Here is a 13,131-nt window from a genome sequence, read left to right on the forward strand (position 1 = left end):
CCTACTGCGAAAAGCCGGAGCCGCGGGCGCTCGGGGGATGAGATCCGTGCGTAGGCCGCGCACGATGAGCAGGATGTCCGCATCAAATGTCCGTCAAGGGTCGGAGCAGGTCCTCGGTCCCAACATCGCGCATGCCGACGGCGAAGGTCAGGGTGCCGCGCGTAAGCGGACCTTCGCAGGATCGCCTGGAGATCGCCCCGGGAATGAAAACGGACCTAGCGGCTGTGGCGAAAGTCGGTGGCTAGCCGCCAGACTGCTGTCGGGAAACGATCAGCGAAAGCGGACGAAAAATGGTGCGAGCCTCATCTTCACCGCCGCTCAATCGATCAAGCGAGCAACAAAATGCCGGATGCGTGTCATGCACCAAGTCAGTGGACGGCTATAATAGAGGATCAGCGGCTTGCATCTGCAGGGATATACTATGTCGACGATCAACTCCGTTTGGACCGCCTCACCCCTGCCGGCGCTTCCGGCCGCAAATGCCTCCGGAGGCGATAATCATGAGGGCGTTCCGGAAGCGACACCGACACCTTTCGCCGACCCGCGGCGGGCATCCTTGGCTTCGGACACCGCCGCCGCCCTTCTCGCGGAGCAAGCGGCAGAGAAACACGTATCTGGAGCGCGCATAGACTTGCGCGGCCAAGATCTCCACGGCGTGGATCTCACAGCGCTTGACCTCAAAGATGCCGATCTACGCGGTGCCGACCTGTCGGGCATGAATCTAAGTGGTCTAGACCTGTCGGGTGCAAACCTGTCAGACGCGAAGCTCTCGGGTGCAACTCTCAATGGTACGATCCTCACCAATGTTTTGGCACAACGCGTGGATCTTCGAGACGCGACCCTGATTAACGCCGCGATGAGCGGCGGCGACTTCTCAGATAGCAACTTTAGCGGCGCGTACCTCGGTGCTGTCGGTAAGGGCGACAGCCTTGTTGAGGCTTCCTGGATGTCGGTGAAAGATGCCAACTTGAGCCGATCCAACTTCCAGAACGCTCATTTGAGGCGATTAGGAATCCACGACGTGTCGGCCGACCATGCCGACTTCGGCGGTGCGAAAATGGACTCGGTGTATTTGTCGAACGCGTCACTCCGCGACGCGAATTTCGATCACCTCGGCGGGTCATCGGTCAGCTTTGAAGATAGCGACGTTAGCGGCTCGGCCATGACCAACATGGTCGTGCGAAGCAAGGGATACTCGAACACAATCCTGGAAGGTGCCCGCTTTGCTGGATCCTCATTCAATCACACCGGCTTTACGTTGACCGATCTTACGACGGCGAATCTGTCGGGAGTGATCCGTCAGGCACAATTTTCGGGCTTCGGCCTGACGAATATGTCCAACCTCGATTTCAGCGGCTTCGATTTCTTCGGAGCCCACTTCAATGATGCGCCTGCCGGAGCCGGTGTCACGCAGCGGGTCCCGACCGCCGGCCCCTCATACGAGGGAACGAACTTCTCGAGCGCCGATTTCGACCATGCATCTTTCTATAAGGAAGGCGACCTCAGCGCCGCTGATTTCTCCGGCGCGAAGTTCAATCAGACTATGATCGACAATCTAGCGGGTTCGGCCCTTGCCGGGCGCGCGGGTCTCCGCGAAAGTCAGGGAGATGCTATTTCGCAAGCGGAAGGGCAGGCGGTGCGCGACATGAGCAGGGGACGTCGGCCCATCGAGCGTGGCTTTCGTATGCCAGATGACTTGTCCTACCGGGCGAGCGCCGGGAACGGCTTCGCATTGAATGACCAGGACTCGGCCGACCGGATCAAGATAGCCCGAATTTGGGCGGAGAACGGATGGACTGGCATGGTCATGGCACCGCTCCAGGCGCGTGCCGAGGAGGACGCTAGGCCGTCTGCAACAGTTGCCAACACCGCGCGCGGTTCATTCTCATCTGGCTCGGGCGCGAACTCCGCGCTGCAGACGTTGAAATCGGTGAATGAGGCTATGCGCGCGGCCGCAGCCGAGGCGGGTCGACAACAAGGGTTAGCTGAACTGTTCCGGGTCACTCGCCCTGGCGCCCGCGAGAAATAGTCTTGAGCAATGCTGGAGCTCGCGGGCTCCTTCACAAAATCCCTGACTTGTCGAGTTCGGCCCACGCTACGGCTATGGGGCGGATCTGATCGACCGTCCCAATCTGGCCGCCTCGGCGTCACGACCGCATGTCGTCCCTATCCCGCAAACGCCAATATGGGTGCTGGTTCAATTCCAGGCTCCACAGACATGCCCCAAGGCCTCCATCGAAGAACGCGGCCTTGCTCTACATAACAATGCTGCTCACGCTTGCGGGTAAGCGTCCGGTCTTGACCGTGCCCTCCTATGAACTGCCATTCCGCTTCCGCCCGCTTGTCGCCTTTCGCTCACGATCGTAGCACGCCTCAAAGCAGACACTGGAGAGATCATCTGGACCGGCCTCCGCATCTGCGAGACGAAGACCGTTCAACGGCTTCTCACCAGAAAGTCCGACTCGTAGATCCTGTCAGTTCTCTCGATTATAGGCGAGCTTATAGACAATCGGCGTAGAGAGCAGTGGACTGATGATGGTAGTCTCCTCCACCAACTGTTGCCCGACGCTACGATACACCGTGGTCCGCTCGCTGTCGTCCCCACGGAATGTCAGCGATACGGCTTCACCACTCGCTTTTGCCGACACATCGAAAACAAGCCCTTCCACGAGCTTCCACTTGACCGACTCTCCGCCAATCCAAACGACAATAGGTGTTTTGGCATCGTACTTGATCGAGAACCGACTTCCTGCACACGAGACTCTAAATCTACTTGTAGCAATGGACTTGCGCAGGACCATGCGAGCGAGAGGGCGCTTGGCGCTGGAAAGGCCGGCAATAGCGCTCTCGATCGCTTGAAAGGCGGCGTCGCTCCGCTCTGGCACGCGGTCGTAGCTACCTGAAATCAAGGATTGCGCCGGGCAAGCTGAGCCTGAGCTGGAGACCAAGATGGCAGCTCCGATCGCCGCCGACAAAGTCCAATGACGCATCACGCTCTCCTCAAATGCCGCGAACTGCCGGACGATTGCGGCGGTCCAGATAATCGACCAGGTCGGGCTCCACACCGAGTCGATCGGCGGTCAATTCACCCCCGGCAATCCAACCCACCGCTTCCTCGCCCAATTGTAGTGTCCTGCCGATCCAGCCCCGGTCGGATGCGAACCTCCGGGGCGCGGTAGCATCGGCGGCGACCCGTCCCACGATCCAGCGTCCGTGAAACCGCTCAGGCGGAATCTCCTTGCTGGGCAAGGCGGCGTCGGCAATCCCAGGGAGAGTGGCTGCGGCGGGTTTAACCTGGCGGGCCGCAGCGGCAGGCGCGCTGGAATCGAAGGCGGCAATGCGGCTGGGCAGGTCCGCAGTGTTCGCTTCGGGTACCATGGCCGTCACGGCAGCTTCGGTGGTGTCGGCCGGGACCGCATCGACCCTGCCGCTCGGCCGCAGCCGGCGAAGCCGCATCATTGTCCCCGCGCCTCGATACCGCTAATGTTGCAGGCAGGCGCCGTACGTGGATTCAGCTGGCAGGTCGTCACGAAGATCTTCGGCACGGGCGGCCCGATCGGCCGGTCTTTCGCCGGGTCGATCGCAGTGAGAGCCACCTGCGCCTTGAACAAGACGAGCCGTTCGAGATGAGCGCATTGAACCGGCACCTTGACGTCGAACATCACCGCGACCTGAACCTCCTGACCCTTTTCGACGCGGTTCGCCCGCAGGCCTCCGATGAACATGCGATCGTCCGTGAGCGTGGCCACATCGGTGATGGTCATCGGGGCGATGCTCGGAGTCTGACCAGCGGGCGGATGAATGACTGGCGAACTGATGGGCGCGGTCGAGACCGCAACCTGCTCGACCTCCGCACGCACCGGAATGCCGCTCGCGCTCTTGAGCATCAATTGCCCGAATACCGGCGTAGATTGCACGAGCACCGCGCCCGGATGTGACATGCAGTAGGCCTGGAGATCTCCAGGATCAGCCGCGGCGGCGTCCTCTCGGAAGGGTGGCGGCGAACCATCGTCGTTCATGTCGAGCTGCACATTGAAAGCGCCCGACACATCTGTTCGGACCGAGGCGGCGGCCGCCTGTACATCTGCTCGGGTCTTCGGAAACACGGTATCCCATTGATAGAGGACCCACAGTCCACCCACCACTACGGCCGCCGTCGAGACCAGATTCTTGATGATCTCGCTTCGCTCTTTCCAGTCGATCGCCATGAGGCCCTCCCGCGCAAGGCAGCGGAAGCGAAGAAAGGCGGGGTGTCAAGGAAGGCCGAACCCGGACGAGATTTTGCCGAATTGAACCTCGATCCACTACGGGATCAACCGTGGGGAATGACCAGTGGCAATGTCCGCGATGAAACGGAGCACGTCGTAGCTCCCGATCCGGCGCAGGCCCGGTGGAAGGCAGCCTGCCGCGCGAGAGCGGACGTCTGCCGCGGCGGGCGATTGCGCCGGGACGGTGGAACAGAGTTGAAAGGCGGCACCAAACCCCAACGCAAATTCAGGCCCGAAGCGGTTGCATGACCAAGCTCCGGGGCCCAGCGGAGCTGCGAACCGAGAAACCCTTCTGGACCAAGGCCGCGTAGGCTGGTGCAAGCACGATTGCGGCATCCGCGATGTACATCGCTGACCAGTCCCATGTTACATTGCGGGGGGGATAGAGTAACATAGGTGGCGGCTGCAATGTCGGCCCGCGGCCTGCCGTGCGTCGGCTCGAATGCTGCTCACCGGGGCAGGCCAGGTCGGGTATGGGTCGGACCGCGTCGTAGCACCCGACGTCGCGACTGCGCGGTCAAACGGGGATCTTGACGGCTTGCTGTGCCCGGACATAGCTTTCGATCACGGCTGCGTAGTTCGGCGCGACGAGGCCGTAGAGCTGCGCCAGATCGGCCGCCTCGGGGCGCGCCCAGGTGCGGTGGAGTTCCGAGAGCAGCGCATTCGTCGAAGTGGGTTTCACGCCGCCCTGGACGAAACGGGCGAGCGATAGACCGAGCGCCTGGCGCACGGCGTCGACCTCGTCAATCGAGCGCTGTATCGTATAAAGGCTTTCGTAGGTCGGGGCATCGGACCTGCCGCATCCCAATTGATCGTAGAAGACCACCGGGCGCTCATCGGCCAGAGCCTTCATCGACAGGAGGTAATTGTGTGCCGCCCCCGGTCCGCCATGCAGCATCAGCAGGGGTGTCTTGCCGCCTGACCCGAACCGGCGCCAATAAACCTTGCCGCCGGGCACGGCGGCATAGCCTTCGGAGGCCGGAGGGTCGGTGACACGCGCCAAAGCCCCGCCGACAGCGGCCGTGCCCATGAGCATCGCGCCGGCTCTCAAAGTCGCGCGACGCGTCCAAACAGCGCTCTTTCTCATTCCTTGCTCCGCGATATCCGGTAGATTTGCAGCCCGAGGCGCGGTCTAGTGGAAAAGACGCGTGTGACGAGTGGCGCGCACCCGGTTTTACCAAGATTGACCAGCGCTTGCGCTCCCTGACGGCGGGAATCACATCATCAGCGACAAGCCTGGGATCACCCGCTTGCCGCCACGCTGATCGAAGCGCTCGATGGCGTGCGCGCATGAGCGCGCGCATGAGCACGCACCTGACCGGCGGGGCGCTCGGGCGTCCCGCCGCGGCGCCCACCCGAAAAAGGAAGATCGCAATGTCCAATCCCGTGAAGATCGTCGCCATCCTCGCCGCCCGTCCCGGCAAGGCTTCCGACCTCAAGGCGCTGCTCGACTCCATGCTCGCGCCGAGCCGGGCCGAGCCGGGCAATTTGCGCTACGACCTCTGGCGGGACCAGAGCGATCCGGCGCGTTTCGTCCTCGACGAGCTCTATGCCGACGACGATGCGGTCGCAGCGCACCGCGCGTCGGCGCATTTCCAGCGCTATTTGTCGGTGATCAGCGATCTCGCCGAGCGCATCGCGGTGACGCTCGACCCGGTCTTCGTGGCCTGATCCTTCCATTCGCTTCTGAGGCTGATCATCTCAAGCCGGAGCGCCTTGCTCCGGCCTCGGTTGTGGATCATGCTCCGGACGACACAGCATGATCCGTGACGTCCCCCGCTTCCTTCGGCGGAGCGCCTGCGGTGTCGATGCAGGAACGCGACGACGGGCCATTCGGAGGCGACAAGCCGCGTGAACCTTCGCGGACCCGGCACGTCGGGCTCCCCGGGCCCATGCGCGGCCGGCCGGGCATGGGCGAGCGGCCGCGCCATCGGCTTTCCGGAGCGGAGAAGAAGATGAAGACGATCGATACTCCAACCTTGCGCATCGCCTATCTGGAGGCCGGACCGACGAACGGTTGGCCCGTCATCCTCTCGCACGGCTTTCCCTACGACGTTCATGCTTATGCCGAGGTCGCGCCTATCCTGGCGGAGGCGGGCGCGCGCGTGATCATGCCCTGGCTGCGCGGTTTCGGGCCGACCCGCTTCCGATCCCCCGAGACGATGCGGAGCGGACAGCAGGCGGCGCTCGGCCGGGATCTCGTCGAGCTGCTCGATGCGCTCGGTCTCGAGCGTGCCGTGCTCGCCGGCTACGACTGGGGCGGCCTCGCCTCCTGCGTTGCCACGGTGCTGTGGCCCGCGCGCGTGTCGGCGCTGGTCTCGCTGGCGAGCTACGACGTGATCGATGTCGAACGGCTCGGCCACTGCTTCGCGCCGAGCCTCGAATGCGTTGTGTGGTACCAGCATCTGTTCCAGCTGGAGCGCGGACGCGAGTGCCTCGATCGGCATCGACGCGACCTGTGCCGATTGCTGTGGGAACAATGGTCGCCGGGCTGGCAGTTCGACGCGGCGACGTTCGAGCGCACCGCCGAAGCGTTCGAAAATCCCGATTTCGTCGATGTCGTCATCCATTCCTATCGCTTCGACTTCGGCACCGCACCGGGCGACCCGGCTCTCGAGCCCCTCGAGGCCCGCTTGCGGACCAAGCCGAAAATCACGGTTCCCGCGGTGACGCTCGACGGCGCCGAGGATCCGCTCAAGCCCGGCGGGACCGCCGACCAGACCGACATGTTCGCAAACCTGCACGAACATCGAACGATCGCTGCGGGGCACAATCTCCCGCAGGAGGCGCCGGGCGCCTTCGCCGACGCGGTGCTGACGGCGAGGCGGATGGCGCAGGCGGCAGGGTTGCCGGCGAGATGACCGTAGAGCCGGTAGACGTGCCTGGCGTCGTAAATCCTATGTGCCGGCTCGGGTAAACGTTTCGCCGAGCATGTAGAGACGCTGCCGATCGGCGCTCCACGGCGCGCACAGGCGCTTCTCGCGCCGGCCGTCGGCATATTCGAGGGTCAGCGTATAGCCGTCGAGATGGTAGCGGCCGATATTGCCTGCCCCGTCGTTCGTGCGGCTGCTGCTGCCGGCGAACACGCCCGCATTTCCGCCGCCTGCCGACGAAGTCGTTCCCTCCTTGCTGGTCAGGCTGGAGGAACTGGCGGAAAAGCCGTTTGCGGCCGCCATCGATCCCGATCCGCCTTGGGCATAGCCGATGATCTCGAAGCTCCCGTCGGGGCGGAACGCGTAGGTGGTCGAGCGGTAGACACCGCCGGTCGCGATGCTGCCGGTGAAGCTCTTGCTCGTGTAGCTGCCCGACAGGCGCTCGCCGGCCTTCCAGGCGGGTGCGAGCATTCCGCCCTGCTTCTTCCACGTGCCGCTCGCGCGGCCATGATCATCGTTCGGCATGATCTCGAATCCGCCGGCGACGGCGCGCCATTTCCCCCAGAGCTGGGGCTCGAGGCGACGCGAGGCGGCGACGTCGAGCTGGTCGGGCGAGACCGCCTCCCCGCGATAATAGGTGCCGTCCTTCAACAGCAGCAGCACCTCTTCGACGAACGATGCTGCCATATAGGCATTGTGGAGCAGGCCGTGGACCGCCTGAGGCTTGAGCCCCTGGCCTGCGGCCGCGACGATCTGCGCGGGGGCCACGGACGTGCGCGACAGGCCCGGTTCTTCCGGCAGGTCGGAGGGAACCAGTCCCGCCGCATCGACGATGCGCGCATCGGAGACGAAGATGACGCGGGAGGGAAGTTCCCGGAGCCGTGCCTCGACCGTGACCGTGCGCCCCTTGTGGGCGGCCATTTCCGCCGTCGACAGCCCGGTGCTCAGCCAGAGATCGGACTGGAAGCCGTCCCGCTCCGTCACCACGAAATAGCTGTCCTTCGCCTGGATGACCTTGCCCTGGATGTGGATCCGGCCGGCCGCGCGCATCGCCTGGACCGCGGCGTCGTGGCTGCCGTCCTTCGGCCACCACTGGCGAACGAGCGCAGTGATCTGGGCGACGCTGTACACGGTGGCGCCCGACCTTGCGCTCGGCTTTGCCGCCGCGGCCGCTACGCCGGAAGCATTCGCGCGTGCGCGCTCGATCGCAGGGAGCGCCGCATAGAGGGTCGGATAGCCGGATCGCGGATCGAACGGCGGCTGCTGCAGCCAGTCGGGGATTTGCGAGCAGGCGGAGTTTCCGAGCGTCTTGAGCTTGGCCACCGCCTTGGTGCCGACGGCGGCCATCGAACTGCGGGCGGAGGCGACACGCTGTGGCTCCAGGACGGCCTCGACGGTCGCGAGCTGCGCCTCGTCGCGCCATTGCTGCAATCGCGCTCGTGCCGCCGCCCCGGCGGGCGGCGCGACCGCTTCGCAATGGCGGACCATCGCCTCGCCGGCGACGTCGGCGCCGATCAACGATACGGCTTCGCGAAGCCAGGTCTCCGGCTGTGCCGCGAGGGGAGCGGGAAGCAGGATCGGGCCCGCGGCCGCGCCCAAAAGTGCAACCTGCCGAAGATTCATCACCCATTCCCCCGTCCGCTACCCGGCGCTGTAATCGTTACGGGGCCGTCGGGAAGGGCGGAGCGACGAGCCGGGCGGCGGGCGCGATGTTCGGGTGACTGCCCCAAAGCTGCCGCGCGTGGGGAGCCGAGATCAGGCGCAGGCGATGGCTTCGATCTCGATCATCCATGATTCGTCGAAGATGTCGGCGATGATCACCGTGATCGCGGGCGTGGCGGCGCCGAGCATGTCTGCGCGTATCCTGGTGTTTTCGGCACGGTGGCGGCGATCGCCGAGAAAGATGGTGACCTTGACGAGATTGGCGAATTCCATGCCGGCTCGACGCAGCTGTGCCTCGACGTTGCGCCACGCCAGGCGTGCCTGGGCGGCGAATTCCGACGGCGCATCGCCGTTCGCATCGGTCGGAGTCTGGCCGCTGACGAACAGGATTCGGGTCGGCTGCTCGACGAGCCAGGCCTGGGCGTAGGCGGCAGGGCTCGGCTCGAGCGGCCGGCCCGGGGGCAGCGCCGCGATCTTCCCGGCGCCTGCCAAGGACAGCATGGCCGCCGTAGCGGTCCGGCGCGTCATCGAGCTCTCGTCAGACGCCATGCTCGCCCTCCGCACAGGGCCTCGGCCAGCCCGCTGCGCCGCCGGGCATCAGGTCGATGCGGTAAATCTCTCCCGAGCGATCAGGGTGGGCCTGCGCGAACAGCAATGCGCGCGCGTCCGGCGACAGCAGCGGCCCGACCTGGAACACGTCCGGGTCCGCAGGCACGCGTCCGATCTCGCGCCAACCCGTCGCCGCGCGTTCGAAGCGATACAGGTGGGATCGGTCGCCGCGGTCCGCGACCAGGATCAGGGTCCGTCCATCGGCGGAGATCTCGGCTTCATACTCGTTGGCGGCGGTGCTGACCGGCGGGCCAGCGTTGCGCACTTGCCATGCGCCTGCCGGGCCTCGCGTGGCGACATAGATGTCGCTCTGGCCGTGCCCGCCCGGCCGGCTCGATCCGAAATAGAGATTTCCTAGGCGGTCGGCACGCGGCAGCAGCTCGGCGTGCGGGGAATTGACCGGCGCGGGCAGCCGCTCGGGCTTGCCCCATGTCCCCGCCGCCGACCGAGCGACGTACCAGATGTCGAGATCCTCATTGGCCGGATCGTGTCGCGCGGAGACGAAATAGAGGCCCGCGCCATCGGGCGTGTAGCCGGGATCGGCTTCGGCATCCGGCGGCGCGGCGGCAAAGGCGGGCGGCCGCGGCGCCGTCCAGCGGCCGTCTTCGCAGCGGACCATCTGCAGTCGCCAGCGGGTAAAGGAGGGGTCGGCCGCCATGTAGACGAGCTCGCGGCCGTCGGGCGAGAAGGTCGGCGTCGACTCGTAGCCGGCGGTCGAGAGCGCCGGCGGAGTCCAGAGATCCGGTCCGCTCGGCCGGTCCGCGGCTGCGGGCGGGATCCCGGCGATCAGGGCAGCGGAGCTCAGGGATCCGGCCAGCAGGGCGGGGAGCCATGGCCTCAATCGGCAGCTCCCGGTTGGCGGACGCGGCATGAAGGGCCGGCGCGCCCGCGGCAGACCCGCTGTTCCGGGAGGACGCGCGCGGCCGTCGCATCGTGCAGGACGTCCGGGCCAGGATCAGGGGTCGACGAAGGCACGCTGGCTGTCATGCGCCGATGCTAGGGGCGGCGGGCGATCGGCCATAACGATGATGTTGGCGGCAATTTCAATCCTGGCTTAAGATCGGGGGGTGAGCCTTGGTCCGTCTTCCCTGGAATCGCTGCGCGTGTTCGACGCCTGTGCGCGGCATGGCAGCTACACGCGGGCGGCGGAGGAACTCGGCATCAGCCCGGCGGCGGTGAGCCAGCGGATGCGGCATCTTCAGGCCGACATCGGCGCGCCCCTGTTCGATCGCCGCGGTCCGCGGATTGCGCTGACCGACAGCGGGAAGGAGCTCGCCGGCAAGGTCGGGCAAGCGCTGACGATCCTCGGCACGGCCGTTCAGTCGTGCCGGGATTGCGACACGATCCGGGTCAGCGCCGCGCCGACCTTCGCCTCGCGCTGGCTGGCGCCGCGGCTGGCGAGCTTCGCGGGAAGCCGCACGCACCGGATCACGATCGATGCTGCGAGCGACCTCCGTGCGCCCGGCAGCTTCGACGTGGCGATCCGCAGCGGCCTCGGCCGCTGGAAAGGCTTCCAGGCGACCCTCCTGTTTCCGATCGAAGCGACCCCGCTCTACAATCCGCAGCTCTACCGCCCCGCTCCACTGGCTGCGCCACGGGACCTCGTCGACTGCGCGCGCCTCCCGAGCGACGCATGGCCTGCGTGGTTCGAGGCAGCCGGTGTCGATGTGCCTGGCGACGCGATCGGTGGCTCCGGGGTCCGCTATCCGACCCAGGACCTCGCGGGAGCGGCCGTCCTCGAGGGCGCCGGCATCGCCTTGCTGTCGCCCCGATTGTTTGCCGATGCCCTTGGCGCGGGGCGGCTCGTGCGGCCGTTCGAGACGATGCTGCACGGACCGGCGGGCTATTGGGTGCTGATCTCGGACCATGACCGGCGGCCTTCGGTGCTGGCGTTCCGCGCCTGGCTCGTCGAGGCCAGCCGGAAGACAGGTCTTTGACCCTGCATGCGATCGGCTGGGCGGGGAGGCCGCGGCGGATCGGGCCGCCTTTGTGCTCACAGTGGAATCCACAGCTTGGCGCGACGGGTTCGGGTGCCGTAAAAACGGGGCGTTCCGGAAGCCAACCCCCTGCTTCCGTCGACAGGGCCGGGGCGCTGGACACCTAGTCTCCCCCAAGACATCATCGCCCCGGCCCCCCCACACCCACGCTCCGCTGCCGCCCCCGCGGGCCCGTTCGATCACCGCCGCGCGGCGGGCAAGAGGCGCGCCGAAGGCGGACAGCGCCGGATTGACATGCCGGCGGCTTCGTTCGACGCTGAGGCGCCGCAGTCCTTGGCGGCATCGACCCGCACCGCCGACCGGACCGCCGGAGGCCTTCCCCGCTCTCGCTCAGGAAGTCTCATGGCCGCTCGCCGCCTCCGTCGCTGCCTCTGTCTTCTGCTGCTGTGCGGAGCGTCGGCGCCGCTGCGCGCCCAGGGTCAGGCCTACGGACCGCTGCAGGAGACGATGGGGTCTCCCGCCGGCCTCAAGATCGGCGGCACCGTGCGGCTCCGCTACGAGGCGATCGACGGGCAGGTCCGGCCCGGCTTCAACGAATCGGACGACCTGTTCAGCGTCCGGACGACCGTCTTCGGCGAATATGATGCGGGCCCCGTCCGCTTCGGGGCCGAGCTCTACGACAGCCGGGCCTATCGCGCCGATCGCGGAACGCCGCTCGGGACCGGCGAGGTGAACACCCTCGAGCTCGTCCAGGCCTATCTGCTCCTCGAAGGCGGTCTCGGGCCGGCGGGCGCGGCGAGCGTCCAGGCGGGCCGGTTCACGCTCAACCTCGGCTCGCGGCGGTTGATCGCTGCCGACGATTATCGCAACACGACCAACGGCTATACCGGCGTGAAGCTCGACGTGGCCCCGAGCAAGCGGCTCGGCGCCACCCTCTTCGCCGTGCTTCCGCAAGCGCGGTTGCCCGACGATCTCCCGTCGCTTCTCGACAACGAGCCCGGCCTCGACCGCGAGAGCTTCGACACCAGGCTCTGGGGCGGCTTCCTGCGGCTCGGCGGGCTGCTGCCGGACCTGCTGATCGAACCTTATTATGTCGGCTTCGACGAGCGGGATTCGGCCGGGCGGCCGACGCGCGACCGAAAGCTCCACAATGTCGCCGTGCGCATCGTTCGAGATCCCGCAGCCGGGCGCTTCGATGTCGAGGCGGAAGGAATCCGGCAGTTCGGACATGTCCGCGCTTCGCTCGCGCCCGCCGCAAACCGCCTCGACGTGTCGGCAAGCTTCGTCCACCTCGAAGCGGGCTATTCGTTCGGCGGAGCCTGGAAGCCGCGCCTGTCGCTGGAATATGACCGTGCGAGCGGAGACGGCCCGGGCGCGAAATTCGGCCGTTTCGATACACTGTACGGGATGCGCCGCGCCGACTTCGCCCCGGCAGGACTCTACGCCGCGACCGGACGCACCAACATCAGCAGCCCGGGCCTTCGCCTGGAGGCGACGGCGGGAAAGGCGACCGACGGCTTTCTGGCCTACCGGGCATTGTGGGCCGCCGAGCGCCGCGACGCCTTCTCCAACAGCGGGGTGCGCGATCCCTCCGGCGCATCCGGAAGCTTCGCCGGCCACCAGATCGATGCGCGGGTCCGCACCTGGATCGTTCCGAAGCTGCTGCGCGGCGAGATCAACGCGGTCTGGCTCGGCAAGGGGCGATTGCTGCGGGACGCCCCCAACGCGCCGGCGAGCGGCGACACGATCTACGTCGCCATCTCGACGCAGGCGCATTTCTGA

The 13,131-nt window shown here is 66.2% G+C and carries 12 protein-coding genes; 5 read left to right on the plus strand and 7 right to left on the minus strand.

The annotated features are described in order from the left end of the window. Window positions 1-421 precede the first annotated feature (421 nt). Complete coding sequence (locus C7I55_RS16175; protein ID WP_106514054.1) at window positions 422-2,029, plus strand: pentapeptide repeat-containing protein; 1,608 nt, start codon at window positions 422-424, stop codon at window positions 2,027-2,029. A gap of 445 nt (window positions 2,030-2,474) precedes the next feature. Here the strand turns inward: C7I55_RS16175 and C7I55_RS16180 are convergent, their stop codons facing one another. The 4 genes from C7I55_RS16180 to C7I55_RS16195 all read right to left on the minus strand — a co-directional run bounded on the left by C7I55_RS16180 (window position 2,475) and on the right by C7I55_RS16195 (window position 5,304). After that, window positions 2,475-2,990 (minus strand): hypothetical protein, encoded by a 516-nt coding sequence (locus C7I55_RS16180; protein ID WP_106514055.1) that lies wholly within the window; start codon window positions 2,988-2,990, stop codon window positions 2,475-2,477. Window positions 2,991-3,000: 10 nt separating this feature from the next. Continuing rightward, window positions 3,001-3,459: a hypothetical protein gene (locus C7I55_RS16185; RefSeq protein WP_106514056.1), complete on the minus strand. Its 459-nt coding sequence runs from the start codon at window positions 3,457-3,459 to the stop codon at window positions 3,001-3,003. Then, a complete protein-coding gene (locus tag C7I55_RS16190; RefSeq protein WP_106514057.1) occupies window positions 3,456-4,208 on the minus strand; it encodes a hypothetical protein in 753 nt (250 codons plus the stop codon). The genes C7I55_RS16185 and C7I55_RS16190 overlap by 4 nt, the downstream gene beginning before the upstream one ends. Before the next feature lie 577 nt (window positions 4,209-4,785). Next, window positions 4,786-5,304, minus strand: a complete 519-nt coding sequence (locus C7I55_RS16195) for an alpha/beta fold hydrolase (RefSeq protein WP_106514058.1) — start codon at window positions 5,302-5,304, stop codon at window positions 4,786-4,788. Between the two features lie 266 nt (window positions 5,305-5,570). Here C7I55_RS16195 and C7I55_RS16200 point away from each other — a divergent pair, with 266 nt between their 5' ends. Both C7I55_RS16200 and C7I55_RS16205 read left to right on the plus strand, forming a co-directional pair. Continuing rightward, a complete protein-coding gene (locus C7I55_RS16200; RefSeq protein WP_233222245.1) occupies window positions 5,571-5,939 on the plus strand; it encodes a putative quinol monooxygenase in 369 nt (122 codons plus the stop codon). 284 nt (window positions 5,940-6,223) lie between these two features. Beyond that, on the plus strand, window positions 6,224-7,129 hold the full coding sequence (locus C7I55_RS16205) for an alpha/beta fold hydrolase (RefSeq protein ID WP_106514305.1): 906 nt from the start codon (window positions 6,224-6,226) through the stop codon (window positions 7,127-7,129). A 36-nt stretch (window positions 7,130-7,165) separates the two neighbouring features. Here the strand turns inward: C7I55_RS16205 and C7I55_RS16210 are convergent, their stop codons facing one another. The 3 genes from C7I55_RS16210 to C7I55_RS16220 all read right to left on the minus strand — a co-directional run bounded on the left by C7I55_RS16210 (window position 7,166) and on the right by C7I55_RS16220 (window position 10,253). Then, the gene (locus C7I55_RS16210; protein ID WP_106514060.1) at window positions 7,166-8,764 is read right to left on the minus strand and encodes a hypothetical protein; all 1,599 of its coding nucleotides are present in this window, start codon (window positions 8,762-8,764) and stop codon (window positions 7,166-7,168) included. Between the two features lie 132 nt (window positions 8,765-8,896). Further along, entirely contained in the window at window positions 8,897-9,352 is a 456-nt protein-coding gene (locus C7I55_RS16215; protein ID WP_199192853.1) for a RidA family protein, read from the minus strand. After that, entirely contained in the window at window positions 9,342-10,253 is a 912-nt protein-coding gene (locus C7I55_RS16220) for a TolB-like translocation protein (protein WP_106514061.1), read from the minus strand. The genes C7I55_RS16215 and C7I55_RS16220 overlap by 11 nt, the downstream gene beginning before the upstream one ends. Before the next feature lie 226 nt (window positions 10,254-10,479). Here C7I55_RS16220 and C7I55_RS16225 point away from each other — a divergent pair, with 226 nt between their 5' ends. Both C7I55_RS16225 and C7I55_RS16230 read left to right on the plus strand, forming a co-directional pair. After that, window positions 10,480-11,349, plus strand: a complete 870-nt coding sequence (locus tag C7I55_RS16225) for a LysR family transcriptional regulator (RefSeq protein ID WP_106514062.1) — start codon at window positions 10,480-10,482, stop codon at window positions 11,347-11,349. A 402-nt stretch (window positions 11,350-11,751) separates the two neighbouring features. Further along, window positions 11,752-13,131 (plus strand): alginate export family protein, encoded by a 1,380-nt coding sequence (locus C7I55_RS16230; protein ID WP_233222246.1) that lies wholly within the window; start codon window positions 11,752-11,754, stop codon window positions 13,129-13,131.

Origin of the sequence: Allosphingosinicella deserti (assembly GCF_003012735.1) — a bacterium.
Classification (GTDB): Bacteria; Pseudomonadota; Alphaproteobacteria; order Sphingomonadales; family Sphingomonadaceae; genus Allosphingosinicella; species Allosphingosinicella deserti.